Origin of the sequence: Hyphomicrobium sp. (assembly GCF_009026145.1) — a bacterium.
GTDB lineage: Bacteria > Pseudomonadota > Alphaproteobacteria > Rhizobiales > Hyphomicrobiaceae > Hyphomicrobium_A.
Window position 1 is genome coordinate 151,823 of the sequence record NZ_WBUE01000001.1, and the last position, 25,332, is coordinate 177,154.

The 25,332-nt window shown below is 64.6% G+C and carries 35 protein-coding genes; 2 read left to right on the forward strand and 33 right to left on the reverse strand.

The window, feature by feature from the left end; all coding sequences use genetic code 11:
* Window positions 1–5: 5 nt before the first annotated feature.
* The 15 genes from F9K20_RS21195 to nifH all read right to left on the reverse strand — a co-directional run bounded on the left by F9K20_RS21195 (window position 6) and on the right by nifH (window position 11,994).
* A complete protein-coding gene (locus F9K20_RS21195; protein WP_367115792.1) occupies window positions 6–389 on the reverse strand; it encodes a NifU family protein in 384 nt (127 codons plus the stop codon).
* A 28-nt stretch (window positions 390–417) separates the two neighbouring features.
* A complete protein-coding gene (locus F9K20_RS00775; RefSeq protein ID WP_290996911.1) occupies window positions 418–738 on the reverse strand; it encodes an iron-sulfur cluster assembly accessory protein in 321 nt (106 codons plus the stop codon).
* A 193-nt stretch (window positions 739–931) separates the two neighbouring features.
* Entirely contained in the window at window positions 932–1,426 is a 495-nt protein-coding gene (gene bfr / locus F9K20_RS00780) for a bacterioferritin (RefSeq protein WP_290996912.1), read from the reverse strand.
* A 103-nt stretch (window positions 1,427–1,529) separates the two neighbouring features.
* Complete coding sequence (locus F9K20_RS00785; protein ID WP_290996913.1) at window positions 1,530–1,868, reverse strand: hypothetical protein; 339 nt, start codon at window positions 1,866–1,868, stop codon at window positions 1,530–1,532.
* Between the two features lie 194 nt (window positions 1,869–2,062).
* A complete protein-coding gene (irr, locus tag F9K20_RS00790) occupies window positions 2,063–2,572 on the reverse strand; it encodes a Fur family transcriptional regulator Irr (RefSeq protein ID WP_290996914.1) in 510 nt (169 codons plus the stop codon).
* Window positions 2,573–2,619: 47 nt separating this feature from the next.
* Complete coding sequence (locus tag F9K20_RS00795) at window positions 2,620–3,318, reverse strand: nitrogen fixation protein NifQ (protein ID WP_290996915.1); 699 nt, start codon at window positions 3,316–3,318, stop codon at window positions 2,620–2,622.
* Window positions 3,315–3,632: a ferredoxin III, nif-specific gene (fdxB, locus tag F9K20_RS00800; RefSeq protein WP_290996916.1), complete on the reverse strand. Its 318-nt coding sequence runs from the start codon at window positions 3,630–3,632 to the stop codon at window positions 3,315–3,317. Before fdxB ends, F9K20_RS00795 begins: the two co-directional genes overlap by 4 nt.
* Before the next feature lie 36 nt (window positions 3,633–3,668).
* Window positions 3,669–3,875 (reverse strand): CCE_0567 family metalloprotein, encoded by a 207-nt coding sequence (locus F9K20_RS00805; RefSeq protein WP_290996917.1) that lies wholly within the window; start codon window positions 3,873–3,875, stop codon window positions 3,669–3,671.
* Between the two features lie 35 nt (window positions 3,876–3,910).
* Window positions 3,911–4,378: a NifX-associated nitrogen fixation protein gene (locus F9K20_RS00810; protein ID WP_290996918.1), complete on the reverse strand. Its 468-nt coding sequence runs from the start codon at window positions 4,376–4,378 to the stop codon at window positions 3,911–3,913.
* Window positions 4,371–4,781: a nitrogen fixation protein NifX gene (nifX, locus tag F9K20_RS00815; protein WP_290996919.1), complete on the reverse strand. Its 411-nt coding sequence runs from the start codon at window positions 4,779–4,781 to the stop codon at window positions 4,371–4,373. Before nifX ends, F9K20_RS00810 begins: the two co-directional genes overlap by 8 nt.
* Window positions 4,782–4,824: 43 nt before the next feature.
* Window positions 4,825–6,198 carry a nitrogenase iron-molybdenum cofactor biosynthesis protein NifN gene (nifN, locus tag F9K20_RS00820; RefSeq protein ID WP_290996920.1) on the reverse strand — a complete coding sequence of 458 codons (1,374 nt, stop codon included), beginning with the start codon at window positions 6,196–6,198 and terminating at the stop codon, window positions 4,825–4,827.
* 8 nt (window positions 6,199–6,206) lie between these two features.
* Window positions 6,207–7,883, reverse strand: coding sequence for a nitrogenase iron-molybdenum cofactor biosynthesis protein NifE (gene nifE, locus F9K20_RS00825; protein WP_290996921.1), 1,677 nt, complete (start codon window positions 7,881–7,883; stop codon window positions 6,207–6,209).
* Window positions 7,884–7,939: 56 nt separating this feature from the next.
* Window positions 7,940–9,499, reverse strand: coding sequence for a nitrogenase molybdenum-iron protein subunit beta (nifK, locus tag F9K20_RS00830; protein ID WP_290996922.1), 1,560 nt, complete (start codon window positions 9,497–9,499; stop codon window positions 7,940–7,942).
* A gap of 67 nt (window positions 9,500–9,566) precedes the next feature.
* Window positions 9,567–11,030: a nitrogenase molybdenum-iron protein alpha chain gene (gene nifD, locus F9K20_RS00835; protein ID WP_290996923.1), complete on the reverse strand. Its 1,464-nt coding sequence runs from the start codon at window positions 11,028–11,030 to the stop codon at window positions 9,567–9,569.
* Between the two features lie 73 nt (window positions 11,031–11,103).
* Window positions 11,104–11,994: a nitrogenase iron protein gene (gene nifH / locus F9K20_RS00840; protein WP_290996924.1), complete on the reverse strand. Its 891-nt coding sequence runs from the start codon at window positions 11,992–11,994 to the stop codon at window positions 11,104–11,106.
* A gap of 420 nt (window positions 11,995–12,414) precedes the next feature.
* On the opposite strand from nifH, the gene F9K20_RS00845 reads away from it, so the two are divergent.
* Together F9K20_RS00845 and F9K20_RS00850 are read left to right on the forward strand one after the other, a co-directional pair.
* Entirely contained in the window at window positions 12,415–12,849 is a 435-nt protein-coding gene (locus F9K20_RS00845; protein ID WP_290996925.1) for a response regulator, read from the forward strand.
* 65 nt (window positions 12,850–12,914) lie between these two features.
* Entirely contained in the window at window positions 12,915–13,088 is a 174-nt protein-coding gene (locus F9K20_RS00850) for a hypothetical protein (RefSeq protein ID WP_290996926.1), read from the forward strand.
* Window positions 13,089–13,265: 177 nt separating this feature from the next.
* Here the strand turns inward: F9K20_RS00850 and F9K20_RS00855 are convergent, their stop codons facing one another.
* The 18 genes from F9K20_RS00855 to sufB all read right to left on the reverse strand — a co-directional run bounded on the left by F9K20_RS00855 (window position 13,266) and on the right by sufB (window position 25,328).
* Window positions 13,266–13,430, reverse strand: coding sequence for a hypothetical protein (locus F9K20_RS00855; RefSeq protein ID WP_290996927.1), 165 nt, complete (start codon window positions 13,428–13,430; stop codon window positions 13,266–13,268).
* Between the two features lie 5 nt (window positions 13,431–13,435).
* Complete coding sequence (locus tag F9K20_RS00860) at window positions 13,436–13,642, reverse strand: hypothetical protein (protein ID WP_290996928.1); 207 nt, start codon at window positions 13,640–13,642, stop codon at window positions 13,436–13,438.
* A gap of 44 nt (window positions 13,643–13,686) precedes the next feature.
* Window positions 13,687–14,604: an SIR2 family protein gene (locus tag F9K20_RS00865; protein WP_290996929.1), complete on the reverse strand. Its 918-nt coding sequence runs from the start codon at window positions 14,602–14,604 to the stop codon at window positions 13,687–13,689.
* On the reverse strand, window positions 14,601–14,831 hold the full coding sequence (locus F9K20_RS00870) for a hypothetical protein (RefSeq protein WP_290996930.1): 231 nt from the start codon (window positions 14,829–14,831) through the stop codon (window positions 14,601–14,603). Before F9K20_RS00870 ends, F9K20_RS00865 begins: the two co-directional genes overlap by 4 nt.
* Before the next feature lie 14 nt (window positions 14,832–14,845).
* Entirely contained in the window at window positions 14,846–15,151 is a 306-nt protein-coding gene (locus tag F9K20_RS00875) for a 2Fe-2S iron-sulfur cluster-binding protein (RefSeq protein WP_290996931.1), read from the reverse strand.
* A 51-nt stretch (window positions 15,152–15,202) separates the two neighbouring features.
* On the reverse strand, window positions 15,203–16,354 hold the full coding sequence (locus tag F9K20_RS00880) for a DegT/DnrJ/EryC1/StrS aminotransferase family protein (protein WP_290996932.1): 1,152 nt from the start codon (window positions 16,352–16,354) through the stop codon (window positions 15,203–15,205).
* Complete coding sequence (locus F9K20_RS00885) at window positions 16,351–16,620, reverse strand: DUF6129 family protein (RefSeq protein WP_290996933.1); 270 nt, start codon at window positions 16,618–16,620, stop codon at window positions 16,351–16,353. The genes F9K20_RS00880 and F9K20_RS00885 overlap by 4 nt, the downstream gene beginning before the upstream one ends.
* Before the next feature lie 2 nt (window positions 16,621–16,622).
* Window positions 16,623–16,832 (reverse strand): putative nitrogen fixation protein NifT, encoded by a 210-nt coding sequence (nifT, locus tag F9K20_RS00890; RefSeq protein WP_290996934.1) that lies wholly within the window; start codon window positions 16,830–16,832, stop codon window positions 16,623–16,625.
* On the reverse strand, window positions 16,829–17,113 hold the full coding sequence (locus F9K20_RS00895) for a nitrogen fixation protein NifZ (protein ID WP_290996935.1): 285 nt from the start codon (window positions 17,111–17,113) through the stop codon (window positions 16,829–16,831). The genes nifT and F9K20_RS00895 overlap by 4 nt, the downstream gene beginning before the upstream one ends.
* Complete coding sequence (locus F9K20_RS00900) at window positions 17,110–17,412, reverse strand: nitrogen fixation protein NifZ (RefSeq protein ID WP_290996936.1); 303 nt, start codon at window positions 17,410–17,412, stop codon at window positions 17,110–17,112. Before F9K20_RS00900 ends, F9K20_RS00895 begins: the two co-directional genes overlap by 4 nt.
* 30 nt (window positions 17,413–17,442) lie before the next feature.
* The gene (locus F9K20_RS00905; protein ID WP_290996937.1) at window positions 17,443–17,979 is read right to left on the reverse strand and encodes a hypothetical protein; all 537 of its coding nucleotides are present in this window, start codon (window positions 17,977–17,979) and stop codon (window positions 17,443–17,445) included.
* Between the two features lie 10 nt (window positions 17,980–17,989).
* Complete coding sequence (locus tag F9K20_RS00910; RefSeq protein WP_290996938.1) at window positions 17,990–18,343, reverse strand: iron-sulfur cluster assembly accessory protein; 354 nt, start codon at window positions 18,341–18,343, stop codon at window positions 17,990–17,992.
* 11 nt (window positions 18,344–18,354) lie between these two features.
* Entirely contained in the window at window positions 18,355–18,579 is a 225-nt protein-coding gene (locus F9K20_RS00915; RefSeq protein ID WP_290996939.1) for a 4Fe-4S binding protein, read from the reverse strand.
* A gap of 21 nt (window positions 18,580–18,600) precedes the next feature.
* The gene (nifB, locus tag F9K20_RS00920; RefSeq protein WP_290996940.1) at window positions 18,601–20,169 is read right to left on the reverse strand and encodes a nitrogenase cofactor biosynthesis protein NifB; all 1,569 of its coding nucleotides are present in this window, start codon (window positions 20,167–20,169) and stop codon (window positions 18,601–18,603) included.
* 296 nt (window positions 20,170–20,465) lie between these two features.
* Window positions 20,466–21,707: a cysteine desulfurase gene (locus F9K20_RS00925; RefSeq protein ID WP_290996941.1), complete on the reverse strand. Its 1,242-nt coding sequence runs from the start codon at window positions 21,705–21,707 to the stop codon at window positions 20,466–20,468.
* A gap of 3 nt (window positions 21,708–21,710) precedes the next feature.
* Window positions 21,711–23,045 (reverse strand): Fe-S cluster assembly protein SufD, encoded by a 1,335-nt coding sequence (gene sufD / locus F9K20_RS00930; protein ID WP_290996942.1) that lies wholly within the window; start codon window positions 23,043–23,045, stop codon window positions 21,711–21,713.
* A 4-nt stretch (window positions 23,046–23,049) separates the two neighbouring features.
* Window positions 23,050–23,808, reverse strand: a complete 759-nt coding sequence (sufC, locus tag F9K20_RS00935; RefSeq protein ID WP_290996943.1) for a Fe-S cluster assembly ATPase SufC — start codon at window positions 23,806–23,808, stop codon at window positions 23,050–23,052.
* 38 nt (window positions 23,809–23,846) lie between these two features.
* Complete coding sequence (gene sufB, locus F9K20_RS00940) at window positions 23,847–25,328, reverse strand: Fe-S cluster assembly protein SufB (protein WP_290996944.1); 1,482 nt, start codon at window positions 25,326–25,328, stop codon at window positions 23,847–23,849.
* Window positions 25,329–25,332 lie beyond the last annotated feature (4 nt).

Below are 25,332 nucleotides of genomic sequence, written 5' to 3' on the forward strand. Positions count from 1 at the left end.
CGTGCCTAACCCACCGGAATGACGCGCAGCGGCACCCCGAGTGAGGCGGTCAGCCGCTCCTGCACTCCGGCGATGGTCACCGACGCCATATGGCAACCGACGCACGCCCCGGTGAGCTTCACGTAGATGGTGTTGCCGTCGACATCGACGAGCTCGCAGTCGCCGCCGTCGCGCTTGAGGTAGGGTCGCAGATCCTCGATCGCCTTCTCGATGAGGGCGATCTTTTCCAGCGAGTCGCCTTCCATGATGCGCTGGCGCGGGCGCTGTGCCGGCTGCGGGCGCAAGCTTTGCGGCGGCCTGGGTGCGACCGGGGCCGGCCGGCTCAAACGTGCCGGAGGCGCCGGCTCCGGCGCCGCCATGCCTTCGCCCATCATGATGGCGTCATCCACCTGCTTGACCCTCCTTCGCTCTCCGAACTCAGCCGAACGACTTGCCGCACGAGCACTTCGAGGCGGCGTTGGGATTGTCGAAGGTGAAGCCCGAGCCTTCGAGGCTTTCGACGAAGCCGAGGCGCATGCCGGTGAGCAGGGGGGCGGAATCCGGATCGACGAACACCTTGATGCCGGCGAACTCGATGACCGAATCGTCGGCGCGCGGCTCGGCGTCGAGCCCGATCAAATACTTGTAGCCAGCGCAGCCGCCGTTCTGCACGGTGATGCGCAGGCCGGCGTCGGCATTGCCGGTGCGCTGCATGGCGGCCTTGATGGCGGTGGCAGCTTCGGCGGAGACGTCGATCATGGATGAGCACTCCCTCGTGAGTTCCTGATTTCGCTCATCGCAACGAGCATGCCAGCCGCCCAACGCAGGCATAAGCCATTGATACAACTTATCTATCTTAAGGTGCTGGACTTGTTTGGATCACAACAATCGAGGCTCGCGTACGAGCCGGCGTTGTCGCATTTGCTGCAAAGGCTCGACGGGGTCGCCGACCTCAGTCGTGGCCATCGACGTCGTTGGCCGAATCGGCCTGCAGCTGGCCGTAGTTCTGGATGCCGATGCTCTTTAACAGGTCGAGCTGCGTCTCGATGAAGTCGATGTGACCTTCCTCGTCCTTCAGAAGGTCCTCGAACAGCTCCATCGACACGTAGTCCTTGTGCTGACGGCACAGCTCGCGCGCCTTGGAGTAGAACTCCTGGGCGATGTACTCGCCCTTCAAGTCGCACTCGAACACCTCCTTGATGCTCTCACCGATCATCAATGGGGCGATCTCCTGCATCTTCGGGAAGCCCTCGAGGAAGATGATGCGCGTGATCAGCTTGTCGGCGTGATGCATCTCCTCGATCGACTCCTCGCGCTCCTTCTTGGCGAGCTTGGTGAACCCCCAGTCGTCCAGCCGACGATAGTGCAGCCAATACTGGTTGACGGCGCCGAGCTCGAGCTTCAGCGCCTCGTTGAGCGCCTCGATGACAACCTTGCTGCCCTTCATGCTCCCCCCACAGTGTCAGTTGTTCCCTCGCCCGCGCGGGAGAGCCGCGTGCCGACCACGCGACAGCCGGCGCAATCCAGCCACAGCATGGTGAATCGATCGATCAGGCAATCTCGCGTGCTATGGGCTCGCTTTCGACGGGTGTCGATGCCGGCCCTATCTTGCCGCGCAGCCGCGCCCGCCAGGCGTTGAACTCCAGGAGCTTGCTGCGCGTCGCCGCACCGACGTTGGCGGAGATGGCGCCGCGCCGCTCCAGCTCGCCGACCTTGTCGTAAATCGTCTCCACCGCGAACGGCGCGCAGCCGCAGCAGTTCATCCGCTTGGCGAGGTGACGGTAGACGACCCCCGGCGTGGGGATCGGCGCGTTGGGCTGGCTGAGGATCTCGACCAGCGCGACCTCGATATCGCGGTCGGAGATCACCGTGCACGAGCAGACAATCATCGTCGGTCACCTGCACCACCAATGGCCCTGACCTTCCAATAGCAACGCGCGTGCCAGACCCGGCATGCGCGAAACACGGCGTTTTCATTGGCCTCTATGCAAGAGCTGGTTGTTGGAATGGCAACAGTCCTGCAGCAGGCACGCGATCGTATGTCGGGTTTGCTGCAATCCCGGCGCCGGATGCACTGCGGCCGCTATACTGGCGCCGCCGTCCGCCGCAGGCGCACGACGACGTCGACGCGTGCGATCTCGTACCCTTCCGGCGGCGTCGGCGGGCTCTCCAGAACGACCTCAGCGTTTTCAGGAATATCGAGCAGCGCCTCCTCACCCTCGATGAGGAAGTGGTGATGCGCGCTTGGGTTGGTGTCGAAGAACGCCTTCGGCCCGGCAACGCCGATCTCGCGCAGCAAGCCCACCTGCGTAAACTGGTGCAGCGTGTTGTAGACGGTGGCCAGCGACACCGGCAGCTTCGCCTTCACCGCCTCCTCGAACAGCATCTCGGCGGTGACGTGGCGGTCCCCCTTGGAGAACAATATCCAGCCGAGCAACAGCCGCTGCCGCGTTGGCCGCAATCCAACCTTGCGCAACAGCTGCTTGCAGCCGGCCCAAGGGCATCCCTCCACATCCTCGGCGCCGGCCGGTGCCTGCCGCCAGTCGACCGCCGAGCCCGGTACTTGCACGAATACGCCCTCTGACTGGCTCATCGTAGTGGCAACCTCTAGGCGACCGTTAGGTAGGGCATGCTCATGGGCTAGACAGGGACGCTGCTCGCTGCCGCGTCGCGGCGCCGGCGCGCCAGGCGGCTTTCGCCATCCTCCTCCCCGAAGCAGTTTTCGAAATCGCAGCAGTCGGTGCACACCGGCGTCGTGCACATGACGAAGCCGTCGTCCTCGCACAGCATGCGATAGAAGAAGCGCTTCCAGCGCATGCCGCGCGTGTTGCGGACCGCCAGCGGCGCAAAGTGCCGATCGAGGAGCCGCGACAGCTCCGCGCGATTGCGCAGCCCGAGATCCTCCCAGAGGTGGCTCGGCTCTATCGCTCGCCGGGCGACCATATGCGCCAGCCAACGGCCCTCGTCGCCGTCGGTCGAGCGGTTGGCGAGGAGGAGGTCGCGCACCATGACCAGTTCGTCGCCGTCGGGCATGGTGTCTTGACCGCCAGCGTGCACCTCCATCAAAGCGCACGGAAACCAGCGCGCGATAAGGCGTGCAAGCTCCGGCGAGGCGAGCCCGGTGCGTTGGCAGAGGGGACCATCCTCTGTCGCCGCCACGGCGAGGATCGATGCCAGTACGTGCGCGTCGAAATCATCCTCCGATTCGATCGGGGCGTTGCCGGGATCGCGGCCGGTGAGACGCCGATAGACCGAGCAGCCGTCACGCAGCGCTCTTAGCGACGGCGTCGGCGCCAAGGGCCGCCGATCCACTGAGTCTGCTTGGGCCGCAATCGTCATGCCGCCTCCCCCGTGGCCGTGAGCGCGCTGGCGGCGACGTGCGTCTGGCAGTTCTTCGGGCACACGCGCGCACACGCCGTGCAGCCGATGCAGTTGCCCGGATTGTCGAGCACCATCACCTTGCGCTCGAACTCGTCATCCTCGTCGTCATCGCCCGAGAGCGAGACGAACTCACCATCTTCGCTGACGCCGCGCAGGTGCATGACGTCGCGACCGCACACCTTGAAGCAGCGGCCGCAGCCGATGCAGGTGGTGCCGTTGATGGCCACCAGATACTCCGGCTCCCAGGGCTTGCCATCGCGTCTGCTGAACATGACCTCGCGTCCTTCCACACTTCCCCGTCGCTTGCGTCAGGCAGCGCTCGCCTCGGCGCTCTTCAACGCGGCGCGCGCTTCCTCCAGCGCCTTGTAGGAATCGTAGGTCTCCTGCGCCACCGACAGGATCGAGGTCCAGTTGATCGGCAGCTCCTCCGACAGGTCGTGCAGGTTCATCTTCATGTTGGTGGCCTTGGCCGACAGCTTTTTGATGTCGGCCTTCAGCGCCTCGATGTCGGCCATGGGTATTGGCCCCCTTTCCGCGTTGCCAGCAGCTCTCAGAACTTCGCCACGTCCGGATACTTGTTGATCATCTCGACCCCCGATGCGACTGCCTTGTCGCCTTCCTCGGCGAGCTTGGCAAAGGTCGGGAATCCGAAGCGGTGCACGTCGCGCAGGTGCTTGTTGACGACGACGAGCCGCCCCGCCGTCAGCACCATGCGGCCGAAGCCCTCGTGGTGCATCTTCATGATCGGCGACACCATGATGCCGGTGGCGCGCTCGATGGCGAGGCCGACGGCGTTGTAGAACAGCTCCAGCCGCCACAGCGTCTCTGGGTCGGGATCGCCCATGATGGGGATCTGCTTGCGCTTCTCCTTGTCGAGGACGTACGGCTCCAGCAGTTCCAGGTCGGTCTTGCCCTCCCAGGCGCCGTGCATGTCCTGCGCGCGCCACTGCTTGATGAGCTCGTTGATGAATACCGAGCTGACCTCCGGCTCGGCGGCGATGACGGCGGCTTCAGACATGCTCCACCTCGTCGGCGAAATCGAAGGACCGTTCCTGGCCCTTCAGCATGGCCTTGCGCAACCATGGGGGCGGAGTGCCTTTCAGCACGTCCTTCAGCCTGACGAGGATGTCGGCGATCTCTTCTGGCTGGCTAACCTTGATGGGATGGATGTTTTTCGCCACGACGCGGGCGGCGCCCGATCCGCCGATGGCAGCGACGTAGAGGATGGCACAGTCGGCGATCGCCTCGAGCTTCGGCGCCAGCTTGTCCTCGTTGCCATCCTCCTGCAGGTCGCCCTCGAACTGCACCGCCTCGAGAAAGCGGTGCCCCTCCGGTGAAATCTCGTAGATGGCGATGTTTTTCGCCCAGCCGAAATGCGCGTCGACGCGTTTCAGGTCCTGGGTAGCGAACGCTATCTTCATGTTACCTCCGCCGTGCTCGCTCATCTCCGGCTCCAGCCTCTGGCTAATGAGCCGCAATCGCCGTACTGGCATCGTCTGTCGTCTCTCCCGAGGGGCGCCACGTGTCCGGCTCCGGCTCGTGCGCGTTGGCAATGAAGATGTTGCCGATGTCGAAGATCAGATCGCGCGAGCCGCGGTAGCCAACGGAGAGCTGATGTCCGGCCCCTAGACGATCGAACGTCGGCAGCCCCATCCGAAACAGTGGCACGCCAAGCCGCTCGGCCGCCTGGCGCCCGTGCGCATGCGTGATGATGAGATCGCAATCGACGGCGCGGTTCTCCAAGTCCTCAAGGTCGCCGATGAGCACCTCCTCTGCCGGTACGCGCTCGAGCAGCGGCGAAGCTGTGGTGGTGACAGCGACGGAAATCTCGCAGCCGAGCTCTGTCAGCCAGCTCGCCGTCGCCCACAACAGATCCGGCTCTGCGCCGATGGCGATCTTCTTGCCGCCGAAGTGGAAATGCCCGTCGAGCATAGCATCGACCAGCTGACTGCGCTGGCGCCGGTAGCGGCTGGGCACCGGGCGCCCGCTCAGCCGCGACAGCAGCGCCACGAGCTCGTCGTTCGGCGCCAGCCCGGTGAGCCGATCGAACACGACGTACGGCACGCCGGCCTTGTCCTGCAGCGCCGCGGCGGCGGCGCGCATCTGCTCGCCAATGGCGATGGTGATGTCGGCCGCGCCCATGTCGGCGATGTCGTCGAGCGCGATGCCGCCCAGCGTCGTCGGCGTGAAGTCGTTAGGGATGTGGCCATCGAGCGAGCCGGAGAGATCGGGGAGGAACGACGGGGTCAAGCCGAATGCCTCGATGATCTCTCGCAGCTCGTCGATGTCCCCGGGGCTCAGGTGACAGCCCGGAAGCACGTTGACGTAACCGGCGCGGCGGGGCGCGTCGGCCGCGGCCGGCTCGACGAGCTGGCGTACGAGCTGCGCCACCGTCTTGGCCCAGCCGTCCTGGAACGCGTCCTTGAAATCCGGCGTCGAGACACAGACGAGTTGCAACCCGTCGAGCTCGGGATGCTTGGCACGGATCAGCCCGATGAAGCCCTCGACGTCATCGCCCTTGGTCTCGGTGACGCCGGTCGAGCAGATACCGATGATCTTCGGCTTGGCGCGGCCGGCGATGTTGACGATGGCCTGCTCGACGTTCTCCAGGCCGCCGATGACCGTTGCCACCTCGCTCATCGCCGTCGTCTGCAGCGGGATCGCCTCGCGGAAGTGGCGCACGAAAAGTACGAGGCCGAACGAGGTGCAGCCTTGCGAGCCATGTAGCAGCGGCATGCATCCAGCGACGCCCATGAAGGCGAGCGCGCCGCCGATCGGCTGGCTCATCTTCAGCGGATTGACCGTGCACGCCTTTCTGGATGTGACGACTTTGGCCATGCGAACCCTCAGGCGGCTCTGCTCGCGCCGGCGGATGACGCCGTGGCGCCATTCACCCGCGCCAGAAGGCCCGCGATCTTGCCCGCGCAGCTGCCGCAACCACCGCCGGCGTGCGTGTGCTCGGTAATGCGCTCGACGCTCGTCAGCCGGTGCTCACGGATCGCATCCTCGATCACACCCGTATCGACGGACTTGCAGTTGCAGACCTTCTCAGACCGGCGCTTCGCTTCAGCCAATTCCGGATTGGCCGCAAGCTGCGCCAGCTCCTCGGCGATAGCGGCATCGGCCACCTGCTCCCAGCTCACCCCGTCCCACGGCGCTGGCTTGCGCACCTGCTCCCAGATGGGATTGCAGAGCGCCTTGTCGATCTCACGCACCAGCTCCACCATGCCGACATAGCCGGCATAGGCGTGATGGCGCTCCTGGTTGATATCGAGCCACGGCATCTTTGCCTTGAGCGCGATGAACTGCGAGCGCCCGCCCGAGAGCATGATGTCGGCCTTCGCCTCCTTCAGCATCTTGTACATCTCGCGCGGCGTCATATCGTCGACCATGTGGGCATCCTGGCCCATGATCTCCTTGATCTTCTCCTTGTCCTCCTTGGTCGACTTCTTGACGCTGGTGCCGACGACCTCCATGCCCGCTTCCCGCAGGGCGGCAACGACCGACCAGGATTTCACGCCGCCGGTGATGAGGAGGACGCGCTTGCCGCGAAGTCGCTCCTTATAGGCCGCGATGGCCGCCCAGGCGCGGGCTTCCTCGCGCGCGATGACGGCTTCGGTGCGCGCGATGATGTCGTCTGGCGCGCCGCGCTCGACCAGCAGGCGAGCGATCTCGCGCAGCGAGTCGCTCATGTCGCCGATGCCGTAGAACGAGCCTTCGAAGAACGGGATGTCGTAGCGCTCTTGCATCTTGCGGGCGATGTTGATCATCGCCTTCGAGCACACCATCATCGCCGCGCGCGCGCGGTGCGAGCTGGCGACCTCGTGATAGCGCGCATCGCCTGAGATGCAGGCGAGGATGCGAATGCCGAGCTCATCGAGCAGCGGCTTTATCTGCCACAGCTCGCCGGCGAGGTTGTATTCGCCGATGATGTTGATGTCGTAGGGGGTCGTGTACTCCGGCTCCTCAGTCCCGATGACGTGATCGAGGATCGCTTCGCCCGCGAGCTTGTTGCCGAGGTTCTTCGGACCGACGAAACCCGGCGAGATGACGGGAATGACCGGCTTGCCGAGCTTTTCCGTCGCTGCCTTGCAGACGGCGCCGATGTCGTCGCCGATCATCGCCGGCACGCACGTCTGGTAGACAAACACCGCCGGCGGATCGTACTTGTCGATGATCTCCTTGATCGACTTAAAGAGCCGCTTCTCGCCGCCGAACACGACATCGGTCTCGTTGATGTCGGTGGTGAAGCTCGTGCGATAGAGCTGCGACGAGGACGACTTGGCGCCCCGGTTGTCCCACGAGTTGCCCTCGCAGGCGATCGGCCCGTGCACGAGGTGGGCAACGTCGGTGATGGGCTGCAGCGCGATCTTGGCGCCGTCGAAGGCGCAGCCGCCAGCGGCAGCGCCCGGGGCGAGCTGCTTGGTGCAACCCTTCTTGCGCTCCTTGTCGGATTTGCCCTGGTTCTTCCCGCAGCCGGGCTCGTTGAAGACCTCTTGGATCTTGTTGGCGAGCGTCGTCATCGGGCACTCCCATGCACTCGTGCGCCGCCCGCGGGCTAGGCGGGCGGCGCCGCCGGTCAGCGGATGATGTCGAAGGAGTAGTCAGTCTTCGAAGGGACATTGGTGTTGGCGTCGATCTCATCGAAGATCTTGTCGAGGATCCACACGAGCACGTTGAGGCCGCCCTGATAGCCCCACACCGGATAGCGATGGTGGTGGTGTCGATCGAAGATAGGGAAGCCGATGCGGATGAGCGGGGTCCCGGTATCGCGCTCCAGATACTTGCCGTAGGTGTTGCCGATGAGGAAGTCGACCGGCTCGGTGAACAGCAGCGAGCGCATGTGCCACAGGTCGCGGCCGGCATACGCATGGCAGTTGGCGCCGAACGGCGAGGAGGCGAACAGCTCCTTGCACTTGGCTTCCCAGGCCTTGTTACCGTTGGTGGCGAGGACGTGCGTCGGCTCGGCGCCGAGCTCCATGAGGAAGCCGGCCAGACCCAGCGTCAGGTCGGGGTCGCCGTAGAGGGCGAACTTCTTGCCGTGGATGTGCGCGCTCGAATCGGCGATGGCATCGACCAAGCGTCCACGCTCTTTCGCCAGCGCCTCGGGAATCGGCTTGCCGGTGATGCGCGCCACTTCCATCAGGAGCTTGTCGGTTGCCGCGACGCCGATGGGGTGATTGAAGGCTTTGACCTCATGACCCTTGCCCTCGATGTAGGCCAGCGTCTTCTCGGTGCAGAACTCCTGCATCGAGATGGTCGCCTTGGCGTGCACGGCTTCGGCCGCCTCCTTAAGCGTCGTACCGCCGTCATACATACGGAACTCGCCGTCGCTCGGCGTGTCCCACACGTCGCTGTTGTCGGCGAGGATGGTGTAGTCGACGTTCATCAGGTCGAAGATGCGCCGCACCTCGCGCAGGTTGCCGACCGTGTAGCCGTCGAACCCCCCGATGAAGTTGATCTTGTCGTTCGGCTGACGCTCGAGCTTCGGCGCCGTGCCGGCCTTGCCGTCCCAGAAGTGCTCGAAGATGCCCTTCATCACGTTGTCGTAGCCGGTGATGTGGCTGCCGACGAAGGCGGGCGTATGCGCGAAGGGAACGTCGAACTCGGCCGGGACCGAGCCCTTCTCCTTGGCGTTCTTGATGAAGGCGTTGAGGTCGTCGCCGATGACCTCCGCCATGCACGTGGTCGAAACCGAGATCATCTTAGGCTTGTAGAGGGCGTAGCTGTTGGCGAGGCCATCGATCATGTTGTTGAGGCCGCCGAACACAGCCGCGTCCTCGGTCATCGAGGAGGAGACACACGAGCTCGGCTCCTTGAAGTGACGCGAGAAGTGGCTGCGGTAGTAGGCGACGCAGCCCTGTGAGCCGTGCACGAACGGCAGCGTGCCCTCGAAGCCGACAGCGGCGAACACCGCCCCGAGCGGCTGGCAGGCCTTGGCCGGATTGACCGTCAGCGCCTCGCGGGCAAAGTTCTTCTCCCGATACTCCGGCGTCTTGGTCCACTCGCGGACGCGCTCGACCTCGTCCGCCGGCACCGGATTCTCGAAATTCTTCTTCTTGTTTTCGAGCATCTCCTTGTATTCCGGACCACGGAATAGGTCGAAATGGTCAAGGACATTTTCGGCGTTCTGCGCCATGACGAGTTCCTTCCGAACGATTTTATGGCTTGGGGTGTCGCGCTCTACGTGAGCGCGGCGCACGCTCCTAGTTCCAGGGGGTCTTTGCCAGCTTCCAGACCGGCGCGTTGATCGCCATGTCCATGTCGCGCGCGAAGATCGCGAAGCCGTCGTAGCCGTGATAGGGGCCCGAGTAGTCCCACGAGTGCATCTGGCGGAACGGCACGCCCATCTTCTGGAAGACGTACTTCTCCTTGATGCCCGAACCCACGAGATCGGGCTGGATCTTCTCGACGAACTTCTCGAACTCGTAGCCGGTGACGTCGTCGTAGATCAGCGTGCCATCCTTCACGTAGTGCGTGGTGCGCTGATAGTCGTCGTTGTGCCCGAACTCATAGCCGGTGCCGACGACCTCCATGCCGAGGTCCTCGTAGGCGCCGATGACGTGGCGCGGGCGCAGGCCGCCGACGAACAGCATCACCTTCTTGCCTTCCAGGCGCGGACGGTACTTGGCGATGACCCCGTCCATCAGCGCCTGGTACTTGGCGATGACGCGCTCGGCGCCTTCCTTGATCTTGTCGTCGAAGTGGCTAGCGATGCGGCGCAGCGATTCGGCGATCTTGCTGGGGCCGAAGAAGTTGTACTCGACCCACGGGATACCGTACTTCTCCTCCATGTGCCGCGAGATGTAGTTCATCGAGCGGTAGCAGTGCAGCACGTTGAGCTTGGCCTTCGGCGTCGCCTCCAGCTCGGCAATTGAGCCGTCGCCCGACCACTGGGCGATCACGCGCAAGCCCATCTCTTCGAGCAGGATGCGCGATGACCAGGCGTCGCCGCCGATGTTGTAATCGCCGATGATGGCGACGTCGTACGGCGACTGCTCGAAGCGCGCCGGCTTATCTCCGGCTTTGTCGAACACCCAGTCGCGCACTGCGTCGTTGGCGATGTGATGGCCGAGCGACTGCGAGACGCCGCGGAAGCCTTCACAGCGCACCGGCACGATGGTCTTGCCGCCGTACTCCTTCGATTTCGCTTTCGACACCGCCTCGATGTCGTCGCCGATGAGCCCGATCGGGCATTCCGACTGCACCGTGATGCCCTTGTTGAGCGGGAAAAGGTCCTGGATCTCGTCCATGATCTTGGCGAGCTTCTTGTCGCCGCCGAAGACGATGTCCTTCTCCTGGAAGTCGGAGGTGAACTGCATGGTGACGAACGTGTCGACGCCCGTCGTGCCAATGTAATAGTTGCGCCGCGCCGCCCAGGAATACTGGCCGCAGCCCACCGGACCGTGGCTGATGTGGATCATGTCCTTGATCGGACCCCACACCACGCCCTTCGAGCCGGCGTAGGCACATCCGCGGATGGTCATCACGCCGGGAATGGACTTGATGTTGGATTTGACGCCGCAATCGGGCTTGCCTTCCTCGAAGGTGCCAAGGTGCTTGGCGCGTCGCTTCGCAGTCTTCTCCGGATAGACCTCGAGGACCTCGGCAACGAGCGCCTTGTTGCGTGCCTTGATGTCTTCCAGCTTTTCCGCCGTTGCTAGGCTCATGGTGCTACCTCGAAATGCTCTGCCTAGCCGGCCCCTGCGATCAGGGGCCGGCGTTGGGTGGATGGTTGCGTGGTTAGGCTGCCGCCTCGGCCGCCAGCTCGGCGGCGGTCTTGCCGACGACCGACTCGTCGACCTGCTTCATGATGCCGTGCTCCATCAGCATCTCCTCCAGCTCGTCCATGGTGATGGGCGTCGGGATGATGCCCTTGCCGGCGTTGTTGTGGATCTTTTGCGCCAGCGTCCGGTAGTGATCCGCCTGCTTGGAGTCGGGCGCGTACTCGATCACGGTCATGCGGCGCAGCTCGGCGTGCTGCACGATGTTGTCGCGCGGCACGAAATAGATGAGCTGCGTGCCGAGCTTCTTGGCCAATGCTTCGGCAAGTTCCAGCTCCTTGTCGGTCTGGCGCTCGTTGCACACTAGGCCGCCGAGGCGGACGCCGCCGGAGTTGGCGTACTTCAGAATGCCCTTGGAGATGTTGTTGGCCGCGTACATCGCCATCATCTCGCCGGACATGACGATGTAGATTTCCTGCGCCTTGTTCTCGCGGATAGGCATTGCAAAGCCGCCGCATACGACGTCGCCAAGCACGTCGTAGGAGACATAGTCGATGTCTTCGTAGGCGCCGTTCTCTTCGAGGAAGTTGATCGAGGTGATGACGCCGCGGCCGGCGCAGCCGACGCCCGGCTCGGGACCACCCGATTCAACGCAGCGGATGTCCTTGTAGCCGATCTTCATCACGTCCTCGAGTTCGAGGTCCTCCACGCTGCCCTGCGCGGCAGCGAGGCTGAGAATGGTGTCCTGTGCCTTTGCGTGAAGGATGAGGCGCGTCGAATCGGCCTTCGGATCGCACCCGACGATGAGGATCTTCTGGCCCATCTCGGCGAGCGCCGCGAGAGTGTTCTGCGAGGTGGTCGATTTGCCGATGCCGCCCTTGCCGTAGAATGCGATCTGCCTCAGTGACATGGTGCTCTCCTTCGTCCCGTTTGTGCGTGGTGCGCGAATGCGCAGTCCTTCCGGTTAGACGCGGGTCGCTGGGCAGAGTTCTGATGTCGTGCTCGCCCGCATGTGCCATCGATTCCAGCGACCGCTCGTCGTGCAGAAGGGAGTTTTGCAACGACTGTGCCAGCACTTGACGATGCCAAAAAATAGCGTCTTTACATTGGCTTAGACGTCCGCCGCGGCGGCTGTTGCGAGTTGTACTAAACCCGACAATGAGCAGCCTCAGGCGACATCGCGGCCGCGCTCTGTATGAAAGAAAACAACCTCGCTCAATGCGGGCGAAGGCCAACAATGCGCCGCGCTTGAACTTTATCGCGCCGATAACCCGATGTTGGCTGGTACGACACTTGCTTCGCCGATGAAGGGACATCTGGCGAGGTCAACATGCAGATCGGGGTCGAATCTTCGCGCGCCGTCGAGAACAAGCGCATCTTCGTCGTCGATAACGACGAGATCATTCGCTCGGCGCTGCAGTTCATGTTGCACGACGAGAACGAGACGCACGAGCTGGCGAGCCTGGATCACGCCTACGAGAAGGCGGTCGACTGGAGGCCGGACCTGCTGCTCTTGGGGGTGAGCGTTGTGCAACAGAAGGGGCTCGAGGTGTTGGGCGACATCGCCGCCCGGCTTCCCGGTGCCAAGATCATGCTCATAGCCGACATGGCAAACGACCCACTGGCCCTTTCGGGCCTGAAGGTGGGGGCGCACGATATCCTCGCCAAGCCGCTGACGCTGGAAGCCGTGCGCTACAAGGTCGACGTCCTGCTCGGGCGTCGCAAGCTGCCCATGCTCTCGCTCGACCTGCTGCAGCCCCTCTAGGCCATAAGCGCGCTATTGCAGATGATGAAGCCGAAAGCTGCGCTTGGAGTCCATCGCCGGGGGCTGTGGAGGGACCGGGGCGCTTTGCGCTCTACACGCTGAAGGCGCTGGCCTTCATCCACCTGCGTCGTGATGAGCGCGCGCAGGCGCAGCTCGCGCTCGTTCATCTTGAGCGTCTCGACCCATCGGGGTCGATCGGCTGGGCGGTCGTCGCCGCTCTTGCCGACGGCCTCGGCTAAAGATGTCCACCCTGCGCGATTGATGTCTTTCCAACTGTCATCCTCGGCCATGGGCCGAGGATCCAGCGGGCAGCGTCCACGGACCGTGAGAGCAAAGCGATAGGTGAGTCCCCGGGACAAGCCCGAGGATGACAACTCGGGGGCAAGCACTGACGCTGCACTCGCGCCGATCAAGCCTCAGGTCGGCAGCTGAACCCGGCGTATGGCAATCGGGAAATCGGCGACGGTCGAGACTTCGCTCAGCTTGATCTCGGTGGCACCGGGTCCAACGGAAAAGTCTGCCACCACCGTCGACCCGTCGGCCTTGAAGGCGCGGGCGAAGCCCGGCGTCCCGACATTCACCGCCTTTACCGGGTTGGCCTCGAAGGCCGGATCGTCCCCTGCCTCGACGAATGCCGCGAGGCGAAGGTGAACGTCGCCAGGACGCCGCTGCGTTCCACCGGCGCGTCGGCACTCGGTGGCCGCGCCACCGAGTAGATCACCAGCTTGCCGCCGGCGAGTTCGGTCATGATGTCTTCCGGCTTAGAGTTGGCGAAAGGCGCCGCCACGTTCATTTGTCTACTCCGCTATCGTCAATCGTCGAGATTTGACCGCCAGACTAGTGCTGCGCGGCGAGCCATTCGCCGTTGGTCGGCGCGCGTGCTTGCGCCAACGCAGCGGCGAAATCCGCCAGCGGCAGATCGATGCGCTCGATGTGCTGCTCGGCGAGGAACCGTGCCTCGTTGCGTGTCGGCGCCTCCGGCAGCACGGCCCAGTGTTTGTCTGAGGAACGCTTCATGATCTGGCGTGCGAACAGGCGGTCGAGCTGATTGGCGAAGCGGCAGCCGAGAAACAAGAAGTGGCGGCCGCGGCGCAAGTCCTGCACCGGCTCGGGGATCGGCGTCTGGATGTCGATCTCCGTCAGCACCTCGACGAAGTCCGTGTCCGAGACGAGAAAGTTGGCGGCGGGCCGCACAGAGCCGAGCGGCTGGTAGAGCAGCGTTTCCCATTGCGCGCATTCTGGCGGAGCAGCGGCAGGCGGCATGCCCTCGGTAGCGCTGGCGGCAGGCGAGCCGACACCGATACGCATGCCGTCGGGGCGGAAGTAGTGCACCCAGGACCCGAAGTGCTCCGACTGGCTGACGCCCTGCACCAAGCCCCAAGACGGGCGCATGGCAAGGGCGCGCTGCGGAAGATCGTCGTACCAGGCGTGCACGAGCAGCGGCAATTTTGCCTGCGCGGCGAGAAGCTTGTGCAGGCGCGTCGGCGGCACCTCGGGCGCGAACGCATCGCTCATCGCCTTGGCGACCGTCTTGCGGTGCTTGAAGTTCTCGATGAACTGCGCGGCGGCCGACAGATTGTTGCGGATCTTGTGCGGCACGCTCGCCTGTGCCGTCAGGCGGCCGACAAGCTGCTCGGCCGATATCGGCAGCGGACAATCGCCGCCGGCGAGCGTAAGCGTGCCCGGCCCGAGATAGGGAATGAGCGTGCCCGACCCGAGCGCCGAACGAATCGCCTCGATGCTGCGCGCGCTCATCGCCCCGCAGCCCCGTTCGCCGCGCCTTCCTTCAGCGCGTCGATGATGCCGCGCGTCATACGGAACACGCCACGACCGCCCGAAAGCGCCTGGTAGTGCGTATCGCCCGCATCGCTCAGCCGATTGAACCACTGCTGCGGGCTGGCGCCCGACGGGCGCTCGCCGATCTCGGTCACGCTGCCGTCCGGCGAGAAGCGGACGTGGACCATGACAATGCCTTCTGCCATCGCTCGCCTCCTGCCTAGATCCCGGACGCGAAGCCCAACAGCTCCACCGTCACATTGTCGATGCCGAAGCGCGCCTGGCAGGCGAGGCGCGACTTCGAGCCGACGCCAACGATAGTGTCGAGCTTCTCGTTCTCGGCGCGCTCGATCTTCGACAGCCCGCGGCGCCCGTCGTGTACGAAGATGTGGCAGGCGCCGCACTCGGCCTTGCCGTCGCACTTGTGCATGATCTTCTCGTCGGCGGCGAGCAGGGCGTCGAGCACGCGCGCTCCCTCGACAACCTCCACGGTCTTGCCGGTGGGCATGATCGTCATCGTCGGCATTGCATCACTCCATTGCGGACTTGCGGTTGCTACGATTGGACGGTGCGCGCCCTACAGATAGATGGCCGTACCGGCGCCCACGTTGATCGAGGCGTCCTTCATCGTGCCGATGATGAAGGCGACCTGCTCCTCGGTCAGGTGGGTGTGGAAAGGGAGCGCTACGGCGCGGTCGGCGACCTTCTCGGTCACGAACAGGCTGCCGCGGCGATAGCCGAGCTCGAGATATCGGCGCTGCAGGTGCATCGGGTTGGAGTATGCCGCCGCCTCGACGCTCTCGGTGCGCAGATCCTCGACGATGGCGTCGCGACTGGAGAGCGCAAAGCGCGTGCCGAGATGCACGAGGTAGAGGAACCAGTGCACCTCGTCGACCTCGGGGGCGACGTATGGATCCTTGATGCCTTCGAACGACTGCACGTACTCGAAATAGAGACGCTCCGTGCGCTTGCGCTTCTCGAGGATCGTCTCGATACGCTGCAGCTGCTTGAGGCCGAGCGCCGCCGATAGATCGCTCATCCCGCACTGATAGGGCGCCGTGAGCCCGAACACGACCGAGGCGCGCTCGTCCGTACGGCGCGAGCGCAGGCGCCGCAGCAGACCGGCGTAGTCGTCATCGTCGGTCACCACCATGCCACCTTCGCCGCAGGCGATGGGGCATGGCTGCGAAAAATCGAACACCGAGAGATCGCCGAAGCTGCCGACCGGCTTACCCTGGTAGAGAGAGCCTATGGCCTCGGTAGAGTCCTCGATGAGCACCAGACGATGCCGCGCGGCGACCTCGCGCAACTTGGCCCATGGTGCCGGATGGCCGTTAGTGTTGCCGGCGACGATCGCCTTGGTGCGGGCGCCGAGGCAGGCTTCGGCCTTTTCCGGCACCAGCGTGCCTGCCCAATAGTCGATGTCGGAGAAGACGGGCGTAGCGCCGACAAGCCCGATGGCGTGGGCGCACTCGCGCCACGAGTACGGCGAGGCGATGACCTCGTCGCGCGCGCCGACCCCCGCCGCATCGAGCGCCAGCATCAGGCCGAGCGTGCCGCTCGCCACCGCGACGGCATGCTTGCGACCGATGTACTCGGCGAAAGCGGCCTCGAAGCGCTGCACCATCGGACCGGCGGAAAGCTGCGGCGACTGCAGCACCTCGCTGACCGCATCGAGCTCATCGTGCGTGATGTCGGGGTCGGACAGCGGGATCCACGTCGGCTTCATGACAGCGCCTTGCGCACGGCGACGACGAGGCCGGTTGCCTGCCGTGGATCGTCGGTGAGGCGCCAGCAATGATCGGCGCTGTCGACGAGATAAAGGCTGTAGCGGCCGTACTCGCGGAACGGCGTCTCGGTGTCGATGTCGGAGGCATCGCAGCGCGTCAGCGACAGGTCGGGAAACCGTTCGCGCAGCTCGGCGAACAGCGTCTCGGCCGGCGCCCGCGCCAGCAGCTCTTCAATATGTGCGATCTCGTCGGCGTCGATCGACATGGCTACTCGCTCAGCTTGCGCGCCTCGACGGTGATCGGCAGCAGCGTCTCGGGCGCCATCGGCGGCAGCTGCAGTTGCCAACCGTTGGCGAGCGTGATGCGACCGCCCCACATCTCCGGCTTTTCCATCTCGACGATGGGCTCCTCGAGATCCTTCTTCGCCACGTACGCCGAGAGTTGGCCTTCCGTGCTCCTGCGGATCATCACCTTCATGCGTTGGCATCCTTCTGTGCGTGATCCGCAGACTGCGGTCCGTACGACAGCTCGATCTCTTCTTCCAGGCAGCCCACGATGCGCCGCTCGCCGAACTCGACGAGATAGACGGCGACGTTGGCTTCGACGTGCCGGCCGACTTGCACGATCTCGCCGAGGTCGCCGGTCTTCGCCAGCAGCACGTCGGCTGGCTCGTCCGGGAACGAGCCGTCGTTGAACAGGTCGGTGGTGGCGCGCACGCGCTGGCCCCACTCGAATTTCGGGATGGCAGGCTCGTTCATAGCTCCGACTCCAGGCCCGCTGGTGCCGTGTCGACCTGATCCAGCTCCTTGCGCTTCATACCCACGCGATAGCCGGTGCTGATGAACTCGACGCCATAGATGTAGAACTGCTGCAGAAACGTCCCGATGCTCACCACGTAGCCCTCGTCGCCCTTCTTCACCAGAATTTCGCCGATGTCCTTGCCGGGAAACGTCCCGTCGTTGCGGATCGTGCGCTTGGCGCGCACCTTGGCGCCGTAGTCGAAGCGCGGCGGGTCGTTGAGCTCGACGACGTCGCTGTCGCGGCTGATGTTGGTCACCTCATCCCTCCTTGCGAACCACGCACGTCCTCAATCCTCATCGTCGCGCCCTTTGCGATCGAGCACGTTGAGCAGGATGCGCGCGCCGAGCTTGTCAGTGGGATCGAGGTCAAGGAGCTTGAGCAGCACCAGCCGCGCCTCGGCCTCGCAGCCGAGCCGCATGTTGAGATAGGCGTAGGCTTTGAGCGTGAAGAGATAGAAGCGCGGCAGCACGGCGTCCCAGCTGGAAAAATCCGCGTCGCCGCGCTCGACCAGCCACCAATCCTGCGCGATGCCGTTCTCGCGCGCCGCCTTGTCGAGGCAGACGCGAGCGACTTCGAGCGCCTCGGCGAGGCGCCCCTTGTAGAAATAAAAGCGGTATAGTCCGATCAGCACGGCGGCATGGCCGGGCGCGAGGGCGTGTGCCTCGCGCAAGTGTTGCTCGGCGATGGCGCCATGCTGGTAAGCGAGGCCCGCCTGGCGCAGATGCTGTTCGGCGGCGGCGGGGAGCCCGCCTCCCAGCAGCACGCTCGCGATGAGCGCTTCGTCCGGCACCGGTGCCTGCGTGCTCGCAGCCGCTGCGGCCATCGCATTCCCCTTAGCTGAGCTTCAATACCGAGGCATCGACCGTAGGCTTTGCCTCGTTCGAGCAGCCGCAGCTCGTCGCTTTCGGGTCATGGAAGACGAAGCCCGACTGCAGCGGCGAGTCGACGAAGTCGATCGTCACCCCGTCGAGCAGCAGGCGGCTCTCGGCGGGAAGGAAGAACTTCACCCCGCCCAAGGTGACGGTGGCATCGCCGGGGCGCGGCTGCCCCTCGACGCTGAATTGCGCCGCGAGGCCGGAGCAGCCGCCGGCGCTCACCTCCATGCGGAAGCCGCTGCCGGGCACCCCGTCGAAGCGCAGCATGCGCTGAATGAACTTCTGCGCGGCGGGAGTGACGCTCATGTTCATTGGGTCGCTCCTCACGTCGGCGCCTGGTAACGCGGGACCGAGGTATCGATCACGCAGGTGTTGTCGACCGGGCAGACGGCGACGCACTGGGGAATGTCGAAGTACCCGATGCACTCGGTGCACTTCTTCGGGTTGATGACGAACGTGCCGCCCTTCTCCGAGATGGCGACGTTCGGACATTCCGCCTCGCAGGCCGAGCACGAGGTGCACTGCGAAGCGATGATCTTGTAGGCCATGTCTTAGCTCCCGTTGGTCGATCAAGCTGAAATGAGCGCGCCCTGGCGGATGTCGGCGTCGCCGCGCACGACGTGGGCGATCTCGCCACTCTTCACGCGCTGCAGGTAGTCCTTGAAGTAGGCGATGGCCGACTGCTCGATGAATTCCATCGCGTACTGGTCGACCGGCTCGATGCCCGCTTTCAGCAGGTCGTTCTTCGGGCAGCCGCCGATTTTGGCGACGAACACTGCCGTGCAGTCGTTGATGGCGCGGATGATGGTGTCGAGCCCGGCGTCGTCGCCGAAGCCGCCCTGGCAGTAGAGATCAACGCGCCGGTGACCGACGAATTTGGCACCGGCGGTGCTGAGCTCGTAGATCTGGAACTCTTTGGCATGGCCAAAGTGTTCGTTGATGCGCCCGCTGCCCTTGGTGGCGACGGCGACGAGGATCTTGATGTCGCTCATCTCGCCGGCCATGGACTCGAGCTCGGCCTGTTTGGCCTGCACCTTCGCCTGACGCTCGGTCTCGACCTTCTCCTGGTAGGCCTTGCGCGTATCGAGGTCGTAGTTGACCTCCATCGCCATGATCTTGTCGGTGGTGAACTCGGCGCTGCGGTCCTCGCCTAGGAGGCCGACGGCATCGGCGCGGCACTGACGGCAGTGCCGCATCATGTTCATCTCGCCTTCGCAGCTGTCCTGCAGTGCCTTCAATTCCTGCGCCGTCGGGCCGCGCTGGCCGGTCAGGCCGAACACGGTGCCGTGCTCGGGCGCCGAGATGAGCGGCATGATGTTGTGCAGGAAGGCGCCGCGTGACTTCACCGCCTTGTTCACCTCGACTAGGTGATGGTCGTTGATGCCGGGGATCATCACCGAGTTGATCTTGCACAGGATGCCGCGCTCGGTGAGCATCTCGAGGCCACGCAGCTGATGCTCGGAGAGGATGCGCGCCGCTTCCACGCCCTCGATGCGCTTGTGGTTGTAGAAGATCCACGGGTAGATCTGGGCGCCGATCTCCGGGTCGACCATGTTGATGGTGATGGTCACGTGATCGACGTTGAACTTCTTGATGGTCTCGACGTGCTCGGGCAGCGCCAGCCCGTTCGTCGACAGGCACAGCTTGATGTCGGGCGCCGCCTGCGAGATCAGCTCGAAGGTCTTGAAGGTCTTGGCGGGGTTGGCGAGCGGATCGCCGGGACCGGCAATGCCGAGCACCGTCATCTGCGGAATGGTGGAGGCGACGGCCAGCACCTTCTTTGCCGCCTGCTCAGGCGTCAGCTTCTCGCTGACGACGCCCGGGCGCGATTCGTTGGCGCAGTCGTACTTGCGGTTGCAGTAATTGCACTGGATGTTGCACGCTGGCGCCACGGCGACATGCATGCGCGCATAATGGTGATGCGCCTCCTCGCTGTAGCAGGGATGGTTCTTGACCTTCTCCCAGATCTCCGCCGGCATATCGCCTTGCCCGGCGCCCGAGCCGCAGCTTGCCTTGCCGCTGCCGCCCTTGGTACCGCAGCCCTTGTGCTCGGCGATCTTCTGCATCACGTCGTCGATCGATTTCAGCTCGTCGCTGACGACGACCTCGATGGGTCCCTCTTCCAGCAATGCGTCCATAGTACCGACCTCGCTATGCCCATGCTTGGTGCCTGCGACGACCGATCGTGCTCGTGCCCTGCATCCGAGTGAATCGCGCGCTACACCGTCTAGAAGTGCTCTAGGCAACTTGCATGCCAGCATCCGGCGACGACACAACGCACTGAAATCGCGTTTGTTTTCTGCTTCGCGGCCTGCCTGTCGCGATGCCGACAGCAGCCTGCGTATGTAGGAGCTGTTGGGAAACCGACATTGGTCAGGAATTCGCGCTGCAAGCATTGTTTGGATGCGTGCATGCCGTTGGCTTCGTCACCGCACTAGGCAAAGAGACTGCGCGCCTTGATCAGCGCATCGGCGAGCCGGTCGACCTCGGCGCGCGTGTTATACAGCGCGAACGATGCGCGGCACGTCGCCGGCACGCCGAAGCGGCGCAGGAGCGGCATCGCGCAATGCGTGCCGGCGCGCACAGCGATACCGGCGCGGTCGATGATGGTGGCGAAGTCGTGCGCGTGCGCCTCCTTCATTTCGAAGGAGACGATGGCGCCCTTGTCCTCGGCGGTGCCGATGATGCGCAGCGAGTTGATCTCGCCGAGGTGCGCGTGCGCGTGCTTCACCAGCTCCATTTCGTGGGCGCGGATGCGCGCCTTGCCGAGCGAATCGATATAGTCGAGGGCCGCGCCGAGGCCAATCGCCTCGACGATCGGCGGCGTCCCCGCCTCGAAGCGGTGCGGCGGCACGCCGTAGGTGACGTTGTCCTCGAACACCTCGTGGATCATCTCGCCGCCGCCGTTGAACGGCCGCATATCGGAAAGGTGCTCGTACTTTCCGTACAGCACCCCGATGCCGGTCGGCCCATACAGCTTGTGACCGGTGATCACGTAGAAGTCGCAGCCGATGCCGCGCACATCGGCATCGAGGTGGACGCTGCCCTGCGAGCCGTCGACCAGCACGGGGATGCCGCGCGCATGCGCCATCTTCACCACGTCCTTGACCGGCACGACGCTGCCGAGCACGTTCGACATGTGCGTGATCGCCACCATGCGCGTGCGCGCGCTCAGCAGCTTCTCGAACTCGTCGATGAGAAAATTGCCGCCGTCATCGATCGGCGCCCACTTGATCACGGCGCCATACTGCTCGCGCAGAAAATGCCAGGGAACGATGTTGGCGTGGTGTTCCATGATCGAGAGCACGATCTCGTCGCCCGGCGCTATGCGGTCGCGGCCGAAGGTGTAGGCGACGAGGTTGATCGCTTCCGTCGCGCTGCGGGTGAAGACGATCTCGTCGGCCCGCTCGGCGTTGAGGAACGCACGCACCTTCTCGCGCGCCCCCTCGTAGGCCGCCGTCGCCGTATTCGACAGATGGTGCAGACCGCGATGCACGTTGGCGTACTCCGACGTGTAGGCGTACTGCATGCGTCCCAGCACCGCCTCGGGTTTCTGCGCCGAGGCGGCGTTGTCGAGGTAGACGAGCGGCTTGCCGTGCACGCGCGTGCCGAGGATGGGAAAATCCTCGCGCACACGCTCGACGTCGTAGCTGCCGTTCTTCACCGCCGGATGCATGCTTTAGCCTCGCCTATCGAGCTCTGCCGCAACGACGCTTGCCAATGCCTCGTGCACCCCTTCGTGCGCGATGTCGTCGATGGCTTCGCCGATAAAAGCCTTGATCAGCAGCGCCTCGGCTTCCTTGGCGGGGATGCCGCGCGCCATGAGGTAGAACCTTAGCTTGTCATCGAGCGCGCCCGCCGTGGCGCCGTGCCCGCACTGCACGTCGTCGGCGAAGATCTCCAACTCCGGCTTGCTGTTGGCCTCCGCCGTCTCCGACAACAGCAGCGCCTGGGTCATCATGCGCGCGTCGGTCTTCTGCGCCTTCGGCCGCACGACGATCTTGCCCTGGAAGACCGAGCGGCTTTCATCCTCCAGCACGGACTTGAACAACTCGCGGCTCTGGCAGCCGGGGGCAGCGTGATCGAGCACCAGCGTGGTATCGGCATGCTGGCGGCCGCGCAGCAGGCTGGCGCCGCGCAGGTCGATGGTCGCACCCTCGCCCGCGCAGGCCACGAAGATCTGGTTGCGCACCATCGCGCCGCCCAGCGTCAATGCGAAGTCGCGATATTGCGCGTTGCTGCCGAGCGTAGCGCCGATCGTCGCCACGTGCAGCGCGTCATCGCCGTCGCCCCCCAATTTGACGTGATCGAGCTGCGCGTCCTCGCCGATAGCGAGGTCGAGCGCGTTGTTGACCTGACAATCGGGCGCGCCGAAGTACTCGTGGCTTTCGATCAGCGTCAAGCGCGCGCGATCGCCGATGACGACCTGCGAGCGCGTGAACACGGCGCTGCCTTTGTCGCTGCAGTAGGCGAAAACCAAGTGGATCGGCCGCGCGACGTGCGCATCGGCCGCCAGCTTGATCACCGCGCCGTCGGCCATGAACGCAGTGTTGAGCGCATAGGCGATGTCGCCTTGCCCGACATTCGAATCGCCGACGCGGCGAATGACGTCGGGTGCGCCGCCGGCCAGCGCCTCGGCGAGCGAAGTAATGCTCATCCCCGGCTCGAGCGCCGATAGATCCGACAGCTCCGCCACGAAGCGGCCGTCGACGAACACCAGGCGCCGCGGCGCGACACCGGCAAACACGGCGCCTGCCGCTTCGGCGCGTTGCCGCTCCGCCTCGCCCGGCGCCGCGGCCAGCGGCTTTGCCTCGCGCATGAACGTGCGCAGATCGGTATACTTCCACTGCTCCACGCGCCGGGTCGGCAGGCCGCAGGCTTCGAAGCGCCCGAAGGCGGCTTCGCGTTGCGCCTTGACGTAGGCGCCGCCGGGGAGGCTGCTCCGCGCGCCGGCAAACGCCTTGGCGAGAGCCTCGTCGGTCGCGGTGCGGATGGGGCGGACTTCCACGTTCATGGGATCACGCCGCCTCTTCCAGGTAGCCGGCGTAGCCGTTCGCCTCGAGCTCCAGCGCCAGCTCCTTGCCGCCGGTGCGTACGACGCGACCCTTGGAGAAGACGTGCACCACGTCCGGCACGATGTAGTTCAAGAGCCGCTGGTAGTGGGTGATGACGATCATCGAGCGCTCCTTGGAGCGCAGCCGGTTAACGCCGTCGGCGACCACCTTCAGCGCGTCGATGTCGAGACCCGAGTCCGTCTCGTCGAGCACGCACAGGCGCGGCTCCAGGAGCGACATCTGCAGCGTCTCAGCGCGCTTCTTCTCGCCCCCCGAGAACCCGACGTTGACCGGGCGGCGCAGCATCTCCGGATCGATCCCGAGCATGCCCGCCTCCTCGCGCACACGCCGCAGCACGTCGGGGGATGAAAGCTCCGCCTCGCCGCGCTTCTTGCGCTGCGCGTTCATCGCCGAGCGCAGGAACGTCATCGTCGACACGCCGGGGATCTCCATCGGGTACTGAAATGCTAGGAAGAGACCGGCCGCAGCACGCTCGTCGGGGTCCATCGCCAGCACGTCGGCGCCGTTGAGCAGCACCTCGCCCGCCGTCACTTCGTAGTCGGGCTTGCCGGCCAGCACGTAGGCGAGCGTCGACTTGCCCGAGCCGTTGGGGCCCATAATGGCGTGCACCTCGCCCTTGCCGATGGTGAGGTCGACACCGTTGAGGATCTTTTTGCCGGCGACCTCCGCGTGGAGGTCTTTGATCTGCAATAGGGGCGTCATCGCGGGGTACCTTTGCTCGTGGGGCGGCATTGACGAGGTCAGCCGACGCTTCCTTCCAGAGAGATGCTGATCAGCTTTTGCGCCTCGACGGCGAACTCCATCGGCAGTTGCTGCAGCACGTCGCGCACGAAGCCGTTGACGACCAGAGCCACTGCCTCCTCGCTGGAGAGGCCGCGCTGCATGCAGTAGAACAGCATCTCCTCGGAGATCTTCGAGGTCGTCGCCTCGTGCTCGAACTGTGTCGAGGCATTGCGCGCCTCGATGTAGGGCACCGTGTGCGCGCCACACTCCTCGCCGATCAGCAGCGAATCGCAGTTGGTGAAGTTGCGCGCACCGATAGCCTTGCGGTGCGCCGAGACGAGCCCGCGATAAGTGTTGTCCGAGCGCCCCGCCGCAATGCCCTTGGAGATGATGCGGCTCGACGTGTTCTTGCCGAGGTGGAGCATCTTGGTGCCGCTGTCGACCTGCTGGCGACCGCTGGAGATGGCGATGGAGTAGAACTCGCCGCGCGAATAGTCGCCGCGCAGGATGCAGCTCGGATACTTCCAGGTGATGGCCGAGCCGGTCTCCACCTGCGTCCAGGAGATCTTCGAGTTGCGGCCGCGGCAGTCGCCGCGCTTGGTCACGAAGTTGAAGATGCCGCCCTTGCCGTCGGCGTCGCCCGGATACCAGTTCTGCACGGTGGAGTACTTGATCTCGGCGTCATCGAGCGCGACGAGCTCGACCACGGCGGCGTGCAGCTGGTTCTCGTCGCGTTTGGGCGCCGTGCAGCCTTCGAGGTAGGACACGTAGGCGCCCTTGTCGGCGATGATCAGCGTGCGCTCGAACTGCCCGGTCTTCTCCTCATTGATGCGGAAGTAAGTCGACAGCTCCATCGGGCAGCGGACGCCCTCCGGCACGTAGACGAACGAGCCGTCGGAGAACACCGCCGAGTTGAGGGTGGCGAAAAAGTTGTCGGTCGTCGGCACCACCGAACCGAGGTATTTCTTGACGAGCTCGGGATGCTCGCGGATCGCCTCCGAGATCGGCATGAAGATGACGCCCGCCTGCGCCAGCTCCTCCTTGAAGGTCGTGGCGATGGACACGCTGTCGAACACGGCGTCGACCGCCACCTTCGGCTTGCCGTCCGGACCTACGACGCCGGCCAGCACCTCCTGCTCCTTGAGCGGGATGCCGAGCTTCTCGTAGGTCTTCAAAATCTCCGGATCGACCTCGTCGAGCGAAGAGAGCGATGGCCGTTTCTTGGGCGCCGAGTAGTAGTGCAAATCCTGATAGTCGATGGGCGGATAGTCGACGCGCGCCCACGATGGCTCGCGCACGGTGAGCCAGCGCCGGAACGCATCGAGCCGCCAGGCAAGCATCCACTCGGGCTCGTTCTTCTTCGCCGAGATGTAGCGCACGATGTCCTCGGAGAGGCCCTTCGGCGCCTTCTCCGACTCGACCTTGGTCTCAAACCCGTACTTGTATTGGTCGACGTCGATACGGCGAACTTGCTCAACGGTTTCCTGGACGGCCGCCATTCTC